At 60.2% G+C, this 15,988-nt stretch carries 14 protein-coding genes; 6 read left to right on the forward strand and 8 right to left on the reverse strand.

The window, feature by feature from the left end:
- Positions 1-208 precede the first annotated feature (208 nt).
- The 5 genes from urtE to urtA all read right to left on the reverse strand — a co-directional run bounded on the left by urtE (position 209) and on the right by urtA (position 4,966).
- Positions 209-898 (reverse strand): urea ABC transporter ATP-binding subunit UrtE, encoded by a 690-nt coding sequence (gene urtE, locus V7747_RS15345; protein ID WP_335616891.1) that lies wholly within the window; start codon positions 896-898, stop codon positions 209-211.
- Between the two features lie 19 nt (positions 899-917).
- Positions 918-1,658 carry an urea ABC transporter ATP-binding protein UrtD gene (gene urtD, locus V7747_RS15350; protein WP_335616892.1) on the reverse strand — a complete coding sequence of 247 codons (741 nt, stop codon included), beginning with the start codon at positions 1,656-1,658 and terminating at the stop codon, positions 918-920.
- Positions 1,655-2,797, reverse strand: coding sequence for an urea ABC transporter permease subunit UrtC (gene urtC, locus V7747_RS15355; protein ID WP_335616893.1), 1,143 nt, complete (start codon positions 2,795-2,797; stop codon positions 1,655-1,657). The genes urtD and urtC overlap by 4 nt, the downstream gene beginning before the upstream one ends.
- A gap of 27 nt (positions 2,798-2,824) precedes the next feature.
- On the reverse strand, positions 2,825-3,748 hold the full coding sequence (gene urtB, locus V7747_RS15360) for an urea ABC transporter permease subunit UrtB (protein WP_335616894.1): 924 nt from the start codon (positions 3,746-3,748) through the stop codon (positions 2,825-2,827).
- Positions 3,749-3,820: 72 nt separating this feature from the next.
- The gene (gene urtA / locus V7747_RS15365) at positions 3,821-4,966 is read right to left on the reverse strand and encodes an urea ABC transporter substrate-binding protein (RefSeq protein WP_335617048.1); all 1,146 of its coding nucleotides are present in this window, start codon (positions 4,964-4,966) and stop codon (positions 3,821-3,823) included.
- Between the two features lie 536 nt (positions 4,967-5,502).
- On the opposite strand from urtA, the gene fmdA reads away from it, so the two are divergent.
- The 5 genes from fmdA to V7747_RS15390 all read left to right on the forward strand — a co-directional run bounded on the left by fmdA (position 5,503) and on the right by V7747_RS15390 (position 11,037).
- Positions 5,503-6,732 carry a formamidase gene (gene fmdA, locus V7747_RS15370; RefSeq protein WP_092287442.1) on the forward strand — a complete coding sequence of 410 codons (1,230 nt, stop codon included), beginning with the start codon at positions 5,503-5,505 and terminating at the stop codon, positions 6,730-6,732.
- 69 nt (positions 6,733-6,801) lie between these two features.
- Complete coding sequence (locus V7747_RS15375; protein ID WP_335616895.1) at positions 6,802-7,125, forward strand: FmdB family zinc ribbon protein; 324 nt, start codon at positions 6,802-6,804, stop codon at positions 7,123-7,125.
- 109 nt (positions 7,126-7,234) lie between these two features.
- Positions 7,235-8,854 (forward strand): sigma-54-dependent Fis family transcriptional regulator, encoded by a 1,620-nt coding sequence (locus V7747_RS15380; protein ID WP_335616896.1) that lies wholly within the window; start codon positions 7,235-7,237, stop codon positions 8,852-8,854.
- 40 nt (positions 8,855-8,894) lie between these two features.
- A complete protein-coding gene (locus V7747_RS15385; RefSeq protein ID WP_335616897.1) occupies positions 8,895-9,941 on the forward strand; it encodes an aliphatic amidase in 1,047 nt (348 codons plus the stop codon).
- Between the two features lie 55 nt (positions 9,942-9,996).
- Positions 9,997-11,037 (forward strand): AAA family ATPase, encoded by a 1,041-nt coding sequence (locus V7747_RS15390; protein WP_335616898.1) that lies wholly within the window; start codon positions 9,997-9,999, stop codon positions 11,035-11,037.
- Between the two features lie 61 nt (positions 11,038-11,098).
- Here the strand turns inward: V7747_RS15390 and V7747_RS15395 are convergent, their stop codons facing one another.
- From V7747_RS15395 to rpmE, 3 genes are all read right to left on the reverse strand, one after another.
- Complete coding sequence (locus tag V7747_RS15395; protein WP_335616899.1) at positions 11,099-12,361, reverse strand: malic enzyme-like NAD(P)-binding protein; 1,263 nt, start codon at positions 12,359-12,361, stop codon at positions 11,099-11,101.
- 116 nt (positions 12,362-12,477) lie between these two features.
- Positions 12,478-13,284: a thermonuclease family protein gene (locus tag V7747_RS15400; RefSeq protein ID WP_335616900.1), complete on the reverse strand. Its 807-nt coding sequence runs from the start codon at positions 13,282-13,284 to the stop codon at positions 12,478-12,480.
- Positions 13,285-13,309: 25 nt separating this feature from the next.
- Positions 13,310-13,522: a 50S ribosomal protein L31 gene (gene rpmE / locus V7747_RS15405; RefSeq protein ID WP_092287436.1), complete on the reverse strand. Its 213-nt coding sequence runs from the start codon at positions 13,520-13,522 to the stop codon at positions 13,310-13,312.
- A 230-nt stretch (positions 13,523-13,752) separates the two neighbouring features.
- Between rpmE and V7747_RS15410 the strand changes: the two genes are divergently transcribed.
- Entirely contained in the window at positions 13,753-15,969 is a 2,217-nt protein-coding gene (locus tag V7747_RS15410) for a primosomal protein N' (RefSeq protein WP_335616901.1), read from the forward strand.
- The last annotated feature ends 19 nt before the right edge of the window (positions 15,970-15,988 follow it).

A 15,988-nucleotide genomic window follows, 5' to 3' on the forward strand; every position in this document is an offset into this window, starting at 1 on the left:
GGCGCATTCTACGCCATCTCGCCAGCCTGTCAACCCTTATTTTCAAGCTAACTTATTGATTAATAAGCGCTTTACTTGGAGCCTCCTACTCAGCGAGAGGGCGAATTATAGAGACTTCAGCACGGCCGTCAAGAGCTTATTTTCATCTCACGCAGAAAAAAGCCCGGCACCTTGTTAAGGTGCCGGGCCTAGCCAGTATTTACCGGCGTTAGACGGACAGGTACTTGCTGATGTGCGCCTTGTCGATCTGCTCGCCTACGGCTTCATGCACGATCTTGCCCTTGTCAATCACCAGCATGCGGTCAGCCACGTTGAGCGCGAAGCTCAACACCTGTTCCGAGACAACGATGCTGATCTTGCGCAGCTGTTTGATCTCATTCAGCGTGGTCGCCAGCTGTTTGATGATCGACGGCTGAATACCCTCGGTCGGCTCATCCAGCAACAGCACCTTGGGGTTGGCCGCCAGCGCACGGCCGATCGCCAGCTGCTGCTGCTGACCGCCCGACAAGTTGCCCGCCTTGCGGTGGCGCATTTCCAGCAGCACGGGGAACAGCTCATAGATGTCGTCGGGCACCTTGCGCCGCCCGGTGACCTCCAGCCCGGCCATGATGTTTTCCTCAACGGTCAGTGTCGGAAACACCATGCGGCCCTGGGGGACGTAGGCAATACCGCTGGCAACACGCTGGTATGACTGCAGCTTGGACAACGCCTTGTCATTGAAGGTGATCTCCCCACCACTGCAGGGGATCATGCCGATCAGCGATTTGAACAACGTGGTCTTGCCCATGCCGTTACGGCCCATGATGGCGACCGTCTCGTTCTCGCCCACCTCCAGATTGATCCCGTGAATAACCTCGCTCATGCCATAACTGACCCGCAGGTCGCTTACTTTCAACATGCTCATGCTCCCTACTCAGTTAATGGCCCAGGTAAACCTCGATGACCTTTTCGTTCTGCTGCACCTCATCCATCTTGCCTTCGGCGAGCAGCTTGCCCTGGTGCAGTACGGTGACGCGGTGAGCGATATCTTTTACGAAGTCCATGTCGTGTTCGATGACGATGACCGAGCGGTTCTTGCTGATGCGTCCCAGCAGCTCGGCCGTGGCTTCACGCTCGGAAACACTCATGCCCGCCACCGGCTCATCCAGCATCAGCAGCTCCGGATCCTGAATCAGCAACATGCCGATCTCCAGCCATTGCTTCTGCCCGTGACTGAGCAGACCGGCGCTGGTATCCAGACGGTCACTGAGGAAGATATCTTTCGCTACGTCCAGCACCCGCGCCTGAACCTTGTCCGTTACCTTGAAGAACAGGCTGCCAAAGACGTTGCGTCCTTTGGGATAAGAGAGCTCCAGGTTTTCCCGTACGCTGAGGTTCTCGTAGATAGAAGGCGTCTGGAACTTGCGCCCCACGCCCGCCTTGACGATGTCGTGCTCTACCAGCTTGGTCAGTTCGGTATCCTTGAACTTGATTGACCCGGCCGACGCCTTGGTCTTGCCGCAGATCAGATCGAGCAAGGTGGTCTTGCCGGCGCCGTTGGGGCCGATGACCACGCGTACCTCGTTGCGCTCCACGTACAGATTGAGTCCGTCGACGGCCTTGAAACCGTCAAAGGACACGGTCAGATCTTCGATGGCCAGCAAAATGGGCGATGTCATGGCTGTGCCTCCTGTGCAACACCTTCGTCAGCACTGCTCTTTCCGCTCGACTTGCGGGAAAACAGCTTGGCTACACGGGGACGGACGTGATCTTCATAGATACCGGCCAGCCCCTGCGGGAACAACAGCACCACACCGATGAAAAGCGCCCCCATGAACACGATCCACAGTTGGGGGAAGCTTTCCGACAGCAGGGTTTTGGCCAGGTTGACCAGCAGCGCGCCGTAGACCGCGCCGATCAGCGAAAGCCGGCCACCTACGGCGCAGAAAATCACCATTTCAATCGACACCACGGTGCCAACGAAGGATGGCGACATGAAGCCGACCTGCAGCGCGAACATCGCACCGCCGAGCGCGGAGAACACCCCCGCCAGGGCAAACACGAAGATCTTGATGTTGGCGACGTCATAACCGGAGAAGCGTACGCGGTCTTCCTGATCGCGCATGGCAATCAGCAACTTGCCGTAGCGGCTATTGAGCACGAACTGGCCGATCAGCAGACAGGCAATCAGCAGCAAGCAACAGAGGAAGTACAGCAGATACTTCGAACTATCCGGGCGAATGTCCCAGCCCAGCAACGTACGCAGGTCAGTAATACCGTTGATACCACCGGTGTAGCCTTGCTGGCCGATGATCAGGATGGTCGCGATGGAAGCGATAGCCTGAGTAATGATTGCGAAATACACCCCACCCACCCGGCGCTTGAACATGGCCGCGCCAATAAGAAAGGCGAACAGCGCAGGCACCGTCAGAATCAAGGCTATGGTCAGCGTCAGGCTGTGAAAGGGCATCCACATCGCCGGCAGCTCGGTGATCTGGTTCCAGTCCATGAAGTCCGGAATCCCCGGCGTACTTTGAATTGCGGTGTTTTCCGGGCTGGAGGCTTCCAGCTTGAGAAACATCGCCATGCAGTACCCGCCGATACCGAAAAACACTCCCTGCCCCAGACTGAGGATACCGCCGTACCCCCAGCAGAGCACCAAGCCCACCGCCACAAAGGCATATGTCAGATACTTGCCGACCAGGTTCAAGCGGAAGATATCCAGCGTCAGCGGCAGAATTACCAGAAGCAGGACGGCCAGCGCCAGCAACTGCAATAACCGTTGCCGCCCCCCAAATGCTGCTATCCATTTATCCATATCAGTAACCTCCAGCGCGGGCGTCGCTTAGCGACGCACCTTGCTTGCAAATAGCCCCTGGGGACGGAACATCAGAATGCCGACCACGACCAGCAAGGTGATCACCTTGGCCATGGACCCGCTGAGGAAGAACTCGAGAATCGACTGCGACTGGGCAATACCGAAGGCCGAAACCACGGTGCCGAGCAGACTGGCTGCCCCGCCAAACACCACCACCAGGAAGGTATCGACGATATACAGCGAACCTGTGGTCGGACCGGTCGAGGCAATCGTGGTGAAGGCCGCACCCGCCACCCCGGCGATACCGCAACCCAGCGCAAAGGTAAAACGGTCAACCCGCTGGGTATTGATACCCGCGGCGTTTGCCATCGCCCGGTTCTGTGTGGTGGCGCGCACCTTGATGCCCCAGCGCGAGCGATACAGCAGTATCACTACCAGCAGCGTCATCAGTGAGGTGATGCCCATCACGAACAGGCCGTTCAATGGAATATCGATAATGTCGGTTGGCGCCCATGACCCCATTAGCCAGTCGGGCATCACCACGCTGACTTCGCGCGGACCGAAAGTGGAACGGTAAATCTGCTGCATGATCAAACCCAGGCCCCAGGTCGCTAGCAGCGTATCCAATGGCCGACTGTACAGCCGCCTGATCAACAGCATTTCAACCAGATAACCGAGCACGAAGGTACCGGCAAAGGCGAGCACCACCGCCAGCGGAAAGTAAAAGTCCTGCATCCAGGGCCAGATTTCCGTGGCCAGCTTGGATACCATCCAGGTGATGTAAGCGCCCAGGGTAAGAAACTCACCATGGGCCATGTTGATAACGCCCATCTGCCCGAAAATGATCGCCAGCCCGAGGGCCATCAGCAGAAAGACGCAGAACAGGCTCAGGCCACTGAAGCCCTGCATGACGAAGATGGCCGTCAGCTCCTGCGATGTGTAACCGCCCATAATTGCTCTCCTAGACTCGGAAGGATGCGGCCGCGAGGGCCGCATCGGATTGCGTCACGTCACCAGGACGTCTTATTGATAACCTTCCGGGAAGGGGTTTGGCTCGATCAGGTCAGACTCGTACACCACCTTGGCCTGACCATCGGCGCCCCACTGGCCAACGCGCAGCTTGCTCCACAGGTGATGGTTTTCGTGCACCTTCACGTAGCCTTCAGGCGCGGTGGTCAGCTCGATCTCGGCAGAGGCAGCAGCGACAGCGTCAACATCGAAGCTGCCGGCTTTCTCAACCGCGGCTTTCCACAGCCAGGGGCCGAGGTAAGCGGCCTGGGTTACGTCACCGATGACGCTGTCGTCACCCCAACGCTCCTTGAACGCCTTGACGAACTCGACGTTGTTTTCGTTATCCAGGGACTGGAAGTACTTCATCGCCGAATAGAAACCTTCCATGTTCTCACCGCCGATGCCGAGCACTTCATCCTCGGTCACCGAGATGGTCATGATGGTTTGACGGTCAGCGGTGATACCGGCCGCTTTCAGCTGTTTCCACCAGGCCACGTTGGAGCCACCAACGATGCTGGAATAGACCACATCAGGTTTTTTCAGGCGAATCTTGTTGATCAGCGAACCGAAGTTGGTGTTGCCCAGCGGGTAGTACTCTTCACCCACTACGGTGCCACCCAGTACAGTTTCAATGTGCTTGCGCGCGATCTTGTTGGAGGTACGTGGCCAGATGTAGTCGGAGCCGACCAGGTAGAAAGTCTTGGCGTCCTTTTCCTTGGCGATCCAGTCAAGGCCGGCAATGATCTGCTGGGTTGCTTCCTGACCGGTGTAGATCACGTTCTTGGACTGCTCCAGACCTTCATAGAAGGTCGGGTAATAGAGCATGCCGTTTTCTTTCTCGAACACGGGCAGTACAGCCTTACGCGAAGCCGAGGTCCAGCAGCCGAAGACGGCGGCTACGTTGTCCTGTACCAGCAGCTTGCGCGCCTTCTCGGCGAAGGTCGGCCAGTCACTGGCGCCGTCTTCCTGGATGATCTCGATCTGACGACCCAGCACACCGCCAGCCGCGTTGATCTGCTCGATGGCGAGTTTCTCGGCTTCCACCGAACCGGTTTCGCTGATCGCCATGGTGCCGGTGATCGAATGCAGGATACCTACCTGCACTGTGTCATCAGTAACCGCCAGGCCAGTGCTGTTGACTTCGGCAGCGCCGGCCATTCCGGAAAAGCCCAACCCGGTACTCAGCGCCAACCCGAGAAGGCGGCGCTTCCAGGCCGGCTTGCTGTGTGTTGAATCTTGCATAGGGTAAATCTCCTTAGTGTGGGTAAAACCGGAAAGCGGGCCGCACTCCCTACCCGCTTGCCTGTCACCCTCACCCCAGAGCAACCACTGTGCCAGCACCCCGAAGCGGCTGGAAAATAAATCTCCTGAAAATAGAAATCCTTTTTAAATCAACGCCATGAAGAAAATACTCGGTTAAACCCATGCCGGCAGGGTCACGCAATGTCAAAGCTGAACGCTTGGCAATGACAATGCTCGCCTGACATTGTCATGACAATGTCAGCAACAAACCCATGACATTGTCACAAGCAGGTGCCCACACAGCGGCCGCCATTCTTAACAATCCTTTCAAGTAATTGATTTTAAAGGAATTTCAAATTGTGAACAAAGCTGGCACGGCTAATGCTCTGGGATTGGGCACGGGCCGTCATTGGGCCTGACAAACTACCCCCAGACGCAGAGGATTCCCTGTCATGGCTGAAACACTGATCAAGATCGACCTGAGCAAAAGCCCTCAGGAGCACGACAATATTCACAACCGCTGGCATCCGGATGTGCCGATGGTTGCTACCGTCAAGCCAGGCGCCGACTTCATTATCGAGTGCATGGACTGGACCGGTGGCCAAATCGGCAACAATGACAGCGCCGAAGACGTGCGCGACGTCGACCTTACCAAGGTGCACTACCTGAGCGGCCCGGTCGCCGTGGAAGGCGCCGAGCCCGGCGACCTGATGGTGGTCGACATTCTCGATATCGGCGCCTTCGCCGATCAGATGTGGGGCTTCAACGGTGTTTTTGCCAAGGAAAATGGCGGTGGTTTTCTGACCGAGCATTATCCCGAGGCGCGCAAGACCATCTGGGACTTCAACGGCATCTATACCAAGTCACGCCACATTCCGGGCGTCGAGTTCATCGGCCTGATGCACCCCGGTCTGATCGGCTGCCTGCCGTCGCAGGAGCTGCTGGATGAGTGGAACAAGCGCGAGCAGGCGCTGATCGACACCGACCCGGACCGCGTGCCCGGCCTTGCCAATCCTCCCTACGCCCCCACCGCCCACGTCGGCCGGGCCACCGGTGATGCCGCCGCCAAGGTTGCCAACGAAGGCGCACGCACCGTACCACCGCGTGAGCACGGCGGTAACTGCGACATCAAGGATCTGACCAAGGGTTCGCGGGTGTTCTTTCCGGTTTATGTGAAAGGCGGCGGCCTGTCGATGGGCGACCTGCACTTCTCCCAGGGCGACGGCGAAATCACCTTCTGCGGTGCCATCGAGATGGCCGGCTGGATCCACATCCGCGTGAACCTGATCAAGGACGGCTGCAAGAAGTACGGCGTGAAGAACCCGATCTTCCAGCCCAGCGACATGGCGCCCAGCTACAAGAAGCACCTGATCTTCGAAGGCATTTCGGTCGATGAAAGCGGCAAGCAACACTATCTGGATGCCCACGTTGCCTACCGTCAGGCCTGCCTGAACGCCATCGAGTACCTGAAGAAGTTCGGCTACAGCGGGGCCCAGGCCTACTCGCTGCTGGGGACTGCACCAGTACAGGGCCACATCAGCGGCATTGTTGACGTGCCCAACGTCTGCGCCACGGTCTGGATACCCACGGAGATCTTCGATTTCGACATCATGCCCAACGCCGATGGCCCGACTATCGCCGTTAGCAGCGATGAAGTGCCCACCGCGCTCTGGAAAGGCTGAGCCACACAGTGGCCCGCACCAACCTGGCGCGGGCCACTACGACTTCTTCGCACCAACCGGGAGCACTCCATGCCGCTATACGATTTTGAATGCGAGGCCTGCGGGCCCTTTGAAGCGCTGCTGCCGAGCAGCGAGCGCAACCTGCCACGCGACTGCCCAGCCTGCAGCCAGCCTATGCAGCGACGTATTTCCGCCCCCCGCCTGCAGACCCTGAGCAGCCAGCAGCGCAAGGCCCACGAGACCAATGAACGCAGCGCCCACGCGCCCAAGGTCAGCCACGGGCACAGTTGTTGCAGCTCCGGAAGTTGTACGCACAAGCCGCGTGCTGAAGGACAGCCCCCTGCCCTGAAGCAGCAGAGCGGTCCGCGACGACCCTGGATGATCAGCCACTAGCGCTGTTCCGATGGCGGGCAAGCCCCGCGTCGTCAACTCCCTACCGAACACCGGTGAAAGGTCGCGCGGACATCATTCCCGCCGCGAGGACTCTCTCATCTTGAATTTCATGCCTGAACGGATAGCCCAACAGATGATGAAGCGCGAACTGGTCGTCATTCTGGAGATGGCCAAGCTGCTGGAAAAACCGCTGGATGCGCCCCGCACCATTCAGGGCATTTTGCGCTTGCTCTCCCAGCTGTACGGGCTGAACTGCGGTCGGGTCAGCCTGCCCGAAGCCAATTCCGACACCCTGCAGGTGAAATACTCTTACGGCCTGTCGGTCGAAGACCTGAAAGCCGGCCGCTTCAACCTGAACGTCAATCAGGGCGTCACCGGCTACGTCATGCGTACCGGCTCCATCGGCCTGGTGCCCGATGTCGACAACGAGCCGCTGTTCGTGCGCCGCATTACCGAGTTGGCGCACCATAGCGGCGGCCGCATGGCGTTTATCTCGGTACCGATTCTGGAATCCGGCACGCCCATCGGCGTGCTCTCGGTGCAACGCGAAGGCCTGCACGAGCGACCCTTCGATGGCGACATCAGTCTGCTGCGTGTGGCCGCCGCGATGATTGGCCAGGTACTGCGCATTCACCAGTTTGTGGTCGAGCAGACCGAGCATCTGGTCAAGGAAAACCAGAACCTGCGTCACAGCATTGCCATCGAAGGCATGGTCAAACAGAGCCTGGCGCACGGCATTCTCGGCAGCAGCCCGGCGCTCATGGACGCGGTACGCTCGACCATTCAGGTCGCCCACAGCGACGCACCGGTGATGCTGCTGGGCGAGTCGGGTACCGGCAAGGAAAAATTTGCCCGGATGATTCACCAGCAGAGCGACCGCCGCGAAAAGCCGTTCATCTGCATCAACTGCGCGGCGATTCCGGCCGACCTGCTCGAATCCGAGCTGTTTGGTCATACCAAGGGCGCCTTTACCGGCGCCGCACAGAACAAGCAGGGCAAGATAGTGCAGGCCGACGGCGGCACCCTGTTCCTCGATGAAATCGGCGACATGCCGCTGTCACTGCAGGCCAAACTGCTGCGCGTGCTGCAGGAGAAAAAGGTCGACCCGATTGGCAGCAACGAGTCGGTGTCGGTGGACTTCCGCGTAATCACCGCCACCCACGTCAACCTGCAGGCGCAGGTGAACCAGGCCGCCTTCCGCCTCGACCTGTTTTATCGCCTGCATGTGGTGCCGGTACATCTACCGCCACTGCGCGAGCGCCAGGAAGACATCAAACAACTGGCGCTGCATTTTCTCAACGAACTCAATCACCACTACGAGCGCAACTGGAGCCTCTGCCCCGAGGCCTTCGGCATCCTCGAAAACTTCGACTGGCCAGGCAATATCCGTCAATTGCAGAACGTACTGGAGCGCGCTGCGCTGACCAGTGAACAGGAACTGCTCAGCGGTGAAAAACTGCGCCAGGCGCTGGCCTCGGAAAGCGCGATCACTATTCCCGGCAACCGCCATATGCCCGGCTCCACAAACGCGCCGGCAGAAGCCCCGGTCGCCGAGGAGCCACGCCAGTACGGCCGCTCCTACAACTGGGTGCAGCAAGACGAGGCCGAGCAGATCAGCGCCATGCTGTCGCAAACCAACAACAACCAGTCCGAGGCTGCACGGCGGCTCAACATCAGTCTCAGACAGCTGCGTTACCGGGTCGACAAGCTCGGCATCGGGCGCAACTGAACCTGCTTGAAAACTCATAACCCGAACGGAGGAGTTACCCATGCGTCATGGTGATATTTCCAGCAGCCCCGATACCGTGGGCGTTGCAGTGGTCAACTACAAGATGCCCCGGCTGCACAGCCGCGCCGAGGTACTGGACAACGCACGCAAGATTGCCGACATGATCATCGGCATGAAACAGGGTCTGCCCGGCATGGACCTGGTGGTATTCCCGGAATACAGCACCATGGGCATCATGTACGACCACGACGAGATGATGGCCACCGCCGCGACCGTGCCGGGTGATGAAACCCGTATTTTCAGCGAAGCCTGCAAACAGGCGAAAACCTGGGGCATCTTTTCGCTGACCGGCGAGCAGCATGAAGAGCACCCCAACAAGGCGCCCTACAACACCCTGATTCTGATCAACGATCAGGGCGAGGTCGTGCAGAAGTACCGCAAGTGCATTCCCTGGTGCCCGATCGAGGGCTGGTATCCGGGGGACCGCACCTACGTCTCCGAAGGCCCCAAGGGGATGAAGATCAGTCTGATCATCTGCGACGACGGAAACTACCCGGAGATCTGGCGCGACTGCGCGATGAAGGGCGCTGAACTGATCGTACGCTGCCAGGGCTACATGTATCCGGCCAAGGAGCAGCAGGTGATGATGGCCAAGTCCATGGCCTGGGCCAACAACTGCTACGTGGCCGTTGCCAACGCCACCGGTTTTGACGGCGTTTACTCCTATTTCGGCCACTCCGCGATCATCGGCTTTGATGGACGCACGCTGGGTGAATGCGGCGAAGAGGACATGGGCATTCAGTACGCGCAGCTGTCGGTCTCGCAAATCCGCGACGCGCGCGCTAACGACCAGTCGCAAAACCACCTGTTCAAGCTGCTGCACCGCGGTTACACCGGTATGTACAACTCCGGTGACGGCGATCGCGGCGTAGCCGACTGCCCCTTCGACTTCTATCGCACCTGGGTACTGGATGCCGAGAAAGCCCGGGACAACGTCGAAGCCATGACCCGCAAGACCATCGGCGTGGCCGACTGTCCGGTGGGCGAGCTGCCGCATCCCGGCAAGGATCGCGAAGCCGGTGCCTGAACCTGCCGGCGGCGCCCCGCGTGCCGCCGGCTGCCCCGCAGACGGACGCAGGTGAATGCAAGTCATGCCCTTTATCAACGACGTACTGGCCGCAAACCAACAGCGCAGCGAGACCAGCCCGAGGCGCAATCAGTCACGTTTTCGCTTTGACCCGGCCACCGTGATGGCGCGCCTGCAAAGCCGTATTCTCGGGCAGCCCGCGGCACTTCGGGAGATCGAACAAAGTCTGCGCGTCATCAAGGCCGAACTCGGTGACCCGCAACGTCCCCTGGGAACTTACCTGTTGCTAGGACCAACCGGCGTTGGCAAGACCGAAACCGTGCGCCTGCTGGCCGAAGCCATCCACGGCAGCACCGACGCCTACTGCCGCATCGACATGAATACCCTGGCGCAATCGCACTACGCCGCCTCTCTAACCGGCGCCCCACCCGGTTACGTCGGCAGCAAGGAAGGCACCACGCTATTTGACCGCGAACGTATTGAGGGCGACTACGGCCGCCCGGGTATAGTGCTGTTCGACGAGCTGGAAAAAGCCGACGATCAGGTGATTCGCGCGCTGATGAACATCCTCGACAACGGCCAGCTGCGCCTGAGCGCTGGCAACGGCACACTGGATTTTCGCAACAGCCTGATTTTCATGACCTCCAACCTGGGCGCCGGCCAGCCCATCAGCAGATGGCTGCCGCAGCGCTGGCGCAGTGCCCGGCAGCAACAGCAGCAAGAGGCGGCGCTCAACGCCAGACTTGATCCGGAGTTCATCAACCGTATTGATCATCGTATCCACTACCAGAGTCTGCCCAGCGATCAGCTTGAACAGCTGGTAGACCTCGCACTCGCGCGCCTGAACCAGCGGCTGGGCAGACACCAGGTGCAACTGCTGCTGGACCAGCCCGCCCGCCAGTGGCTGGCAAAGCAGGGATTCGATTCGCGCTACGGTGCCCGCGCCATGGCCCGCACCTTCCGCCATCATCTGGAGCCAGCGGTTGCACAATGCCTGCTCTGCGCCGAGGGTTGCCCGCCCGGCAGCCTGCTACGTGCCCGCGTGGGCGGCCCGGCGGCGCCACTCGAAGTCAGGGTAGAAACCCCGGAGAGCTGAGCAAAACCCAACCGTCAGACACAAAAAACCCCGCCTGAGCGGGGTTTTCACGGCGTCCGGCTCAGATGCAGTCTTCGACCGACTTGAGCGGGTAATGCGCCGGATACGGCAACGTGGCCACACCGGAATCGATAGCCGCCTGAGCAACCGCTGCAGGCACCTTCTCGATCAGACGTACGTCCATCGGCTTGGGAATGATGTACTCGCGACCAAAGGACAGATCGATACCACCGTACGCTTCGGAAACGTACTCGGGTACCGGCTCCTTGGCCAGTTCACGGATGGCGTGAACAGCAGCGATCTTCATTTCTTCATTGATGCGAGTCGCGCGAACGTCCAATGCACCACGGAAGATGAAGGGGAAGCCCAACACGTTGTTCACCTGGTTCGGGTAGTCCGAGCGGCCAGTCGCCATAATCACGTCAGGACGTGAGGCGTGGGCCAGCTCAGGATCGATTTCCGGGTCCGGGTTGGAGCAGGCGAACACGATGGGGTTTTCAGCCATCAGCTTCAGTTCAGCTGGTTGCAGCAGGTTCGGGCCAGACAGACCAACGAACACGTCAGCGCCTTTCATGGCGTCGGCCAGAGTACGCTTGTCGGTTTCGGTCGCGAAGATGGCTTTGTATTCGTTCAGGTCATCACGGCCAGCGTGGATCACACCCTTGCGATCAAGCATGTAGATGTTTTCAGTCTTGGCGCCCATGCTGACCAGCAGCTTCATGCAGGCAATTGCAGCAGCGCCAGCACCCAGACATACGATCTTGGCGCTTTCGATGGCCTTGTCGGCCAGTTCCAGTGCGTTGATCATGGCCGCGGCGGTCACAATCGCGGTGCCGTGCTGATCATCGTGGAATACTGGAATGTCGCATTGCTCGATCAGTGCGCGCTCGATCTCAAAGCACTCAGGTGCCTTGATGTCTTCGAGGTTGATGCCGCCGAAGGTGCAAGAGATACGCTTGACGGTGTCGATGAAGGCTTGCGGGCTCTCGGACTCGACTTCGATGTCGAATACGTCAATCCCGGCGAAGCGCTTGAACAGCACTCCCTTGCCTTCCATGACAGGCTTGCTCGCCAACGGCCCCAGGTTACCCAGGCCGAGGATGGCGGTGCCATCAGAGATAACGGCAACCAGGTTACCCTTACCGGTGTATTTGTAGGCGTTTTCCAGATCCTTGGCGATTTCACGCACCGGTTCTGCTACACCCGGGCTGTAGGCCAGAGCCAGATCACGCGCGGTGGCGGTCGGCTTGGTCAGTTCTACGCTCAGCTTGCCTGGACGCGGATTTGCGTGATAGGCGAGTGCATCAGTTCTCAAATCAGACATGGTCAATAGTTTCCGGTCAGGTTGCTCATGCGGACGTCGGAGAATACATAAAACCCCGAGGGGTAACAAGGTTATTCACGGCGTCAATGTCAAGAGCATTCTGTCACCACCTTAGGTCATTCCGACGTTAATTGGCGAATCTGCGAGGGATGCCTTACGTTGAGCATGTAACGTCGAAAGCCGGGACGCTGGCCACCCCAGTTCTGCCGGTCGATCAGCCAACCGCGTAGCTCCAGGCGACGTCCCACCCAGCTGCTGTCGGGCCAAGCGCTGAACAGCGCACGATCGGCGGCGGTAAAACGCAGCGTCAACGGCCCTTGAAGATCAACCCAGAGCGTGCCGCCCGCCGTACTGACCGCGCTGACCTTGCCCTGCACCAGTTGGAAGCCGCCGCTGCGCAGCGCATCAACCGCCAGTGCCGACTGCGACTGCCAGAGCCCCAACCGGGCCTCGCGGGCGGCCTGCTCCGCCGCCGCATGGCAATTGATCAGGGCAAGATTGGGCGGAATCGCCACGGCGTAGCCCATGCCCTGCGCCAGCAGCTGCGCTTCCAGGTTTTCGCCGTGCTGATCAAACAGATAACCCAGGGTACGTCCGTAGCGGTCAGTCGCTTCACTGCCGGCCACCAGTTGCAGCGGCTGGCCGTCTACCAGTGTCTGAAGCGCGCGCTTGGCGGCCTGCGCATAAGGCTCGGAAGGCTTGCCGTTGCGCCCCAGCTCAGGCGCATTGATGCCGATGAGCCGCACGCGGCGCCCATCCTGCAGGCGCAGGGTATCGCCGTCGGTCACGCGCTGACTGACCACCGGCTGCGCACCCGCTGGCATGGCGCACAGCTGATCACGCGCCTGCGCCAGCGGCGAGGAGAGCAAAACACAGGCAACAAAAAAGGCGCCCCACTGGAGCGCCTTTTTTCGATTGGACAAAGCCACCGGGGCCTGTCTTTTCGTATTACTTGCTGCTGACTGCGCCGAAACGCTGCTTGAAGCGCTCGATACGTCCGCCAGTGTCCAGAACCTTCTGCTTACCGGTGTAGAAGGGGTGGCACTCGGAGCACACGTCCAGGTGGATAGGTGCGCACAGGCTGGAACGGGTAGTGATCACGTTACCGCAGCTGCAGGTAGCCTTGATTTCTTCGTACTTGGGATGCAAATCAGCTTTCATGGTCTTTCCTCGGTTGGTTTGTGCCGCCACCGGATCAACCTGATCGGGCACCGCACTCAGTAAACTCTCTACCAGTCCCGTGGCTGCTGCCAGCGTTGCCATTGCACGCCCTGCAAACAGAGTGACCGGAAATTAGGCCGGCGATAATAACAGAATTCAACTCATACGCAAGCCCGGTCGTTTTCGGGTGTCGGTGGTAACATGGCGAACTGCCAACGGGAGTCTGTTACGTGTCGTCACCCATTCTGCAAGTTGCCCTGCCATCGCCGCTGCGCCGCCTGTTCGACTATCAGGCTCCGGCCGGCGTGGCGCCTGAGCAGTTGCAGGTTGGTCAGCGCGTGCGCGTGCCCTTTGGACGCCGCGCCTTGGTCGGCGTGATCGCTGCATTGGTCGAGCATAGCGAGGTGCCCAGCGATAAACTGAAAGCGGCCGAGGCGTTGCTGGATATCGCACCCTTGCTACCACCCAGCCTTTGGCAACTGTGTCTGTGGACCGCGCGCTACTACCAGCACGGCCTGGGCGATACGCTTAATGTCGCGTTGCCGGTGTTGCTGCGCCAGGGGGAGGCAGCGCTCGCTCGGCAGGACCGGTTGTGGCAATTGCTGCCCGGCGCCTACCCCGAGCATCCCGCGCTAGCCCGCGCGCCCAAACAGAAACACGCCGTGCAGGTGCTCGCGCAGCACCCACACGGGCTGTCGCATGCGCTGCTCGCGCAATGGGGCCTGACCCGCGATGCGCTGGAAGCACTGGAAGGCAAGGGCCTGGTGGAGCGTATCGAGCAATCGCCGCACCATATTGCCGAACCACTACCTTTATTAAGGCAATCTCCGCTGACCGCCAATGACGAGCAGCAGGCCGCGCTCGACGCCATCTTGGCCGAGGCCGGCTTTCACGCCTGGTTACTCGAAGGCGTAACCGGCAGCGGCAAGACCGAGGTATACCTGCAGGCGATCGAGCAGTGCCTGCGCAGTGGTCATCAGGCGCTGGTGCTGATTCCGGAAATTGGCCTCACGCCGCAGACTTTGGCGCGGTTTCAGCAGCGCTTCAGTGCGCCAGTGGTGATACTGCACTCGGGCCTCAATGACCGCGAGCGGCTGGACGCCTGGATCGCCGCCCGCGATGGCGACGCCGGCATCGTGATCGGCACGCGCTCAGCCATATTCACTCCGCTGGCCCGGCCCGGCCTGATCATCGTTGATGAAGAGCACGACCTCTCCTACAAGCAGCAGGAGGGCCTGCGCTACAACGCCCGCGACCTGGCGGTGTACCGTGCGCACCTGGAGAAGGTCGCCATCATTCTCGGCTCGGCGACCCCTTCGCTGGAGAGTCTGCATAACGTCGAGCAGGGCCGCTACCAACTGCTGCGCCTGACTCAGCGCGCCGGCAATGCCAAGCCGCCGAGCTTCCAATGCCTGGATATTCGCAGCCGTCCGCTGGAAGGCGGGATATCGCGGCCACTCACGCTGTTGATCGGTGAGCACCTGAACAAGGGCAATCAGGTCCTGGTGTTCATCAACCGGCGTGGCTTTGCCCCCACACTGATGTGCCACGATTGCGGCTGGATCGCCGAATGCAAACGCTGCGACGCGCGCATGACGGTGCACCAGTCGCCGGCGCACCTGCATTGCCATCATTGCAACAGCCAGCGCCCGCTGGATAAACACTGCCCCAAGTGCCAAGGCACCGACCTGCGGCCCTTAGGCGCGGGTACCGAGCGCACCGAGGAACACCTCAACACCTGTTTTCCGGACTACCCCGTGCTGCGCATCGACCGTGAAAGCATGAGCCGCAAGAAAGCCATGCAGCAGATGATGGAAACCATTCAAAGCGCGCAGCCGTGCATTCTGGTCGGCACCCAGATGCTCGCCAAGGGGCACCACTTCCCGGACGTGACCCTGGTGGCGATTCTCGACGCCGATGGCGGGCTGTTTTCCGCCGATTTTCGCGGTCCCGAGCGCATGGCGCAGATGATTACCCAGGTCGCGGGTCGCGCCGGGCGGGCGGAAAAACCGGGGCAGGTGATCATTCAAACCCACATGGCCGAGCATCCGCTGCTGATCGAGCTGACCGAGCAGGGCTACCCGGCCATCGCCAAGCGCGAACTGGCCGAGCGCGCCGTCGCCCAGCTGCCGCCCTATCGGTTCATGGCGCTGCTGCGCGCCGAAGCCAACAACGGCCGCGCGGCCAACCAGTTTCTCGAAGAGGCACTGCAACAGGCCGAGCTGCTGGTCGAGCAACACCATTTGGCAGAGGTCGACCTGCTCGGCCCGGTGCCGTCTCCCATGGAGCGCCGCGCCGGGCGCTACCGCGCACAGTTGCTGATGCAGGCGGCGCAGCGCTCTACGCTGCACCAACTGGTCCACCTGTTGCTCCCCCTGCTGGAGCAGCACCCGGAGGCCCGCAAGGTGCGCTGGTCCATCGATATCGACCCGCTGGACATGTTCTAGGCCGAACATTTGGCAATCC

Origin of the sequence: Halopseudomonas sp., from assembly GCF_036960865.1 — a bacterium.
Taxonomy (GTDB): Bacteria; Pseudomonadota; Gammaproteobacteria; order Pseudomonadales; family Pseudomonadaceae; genus Halopseudomonas.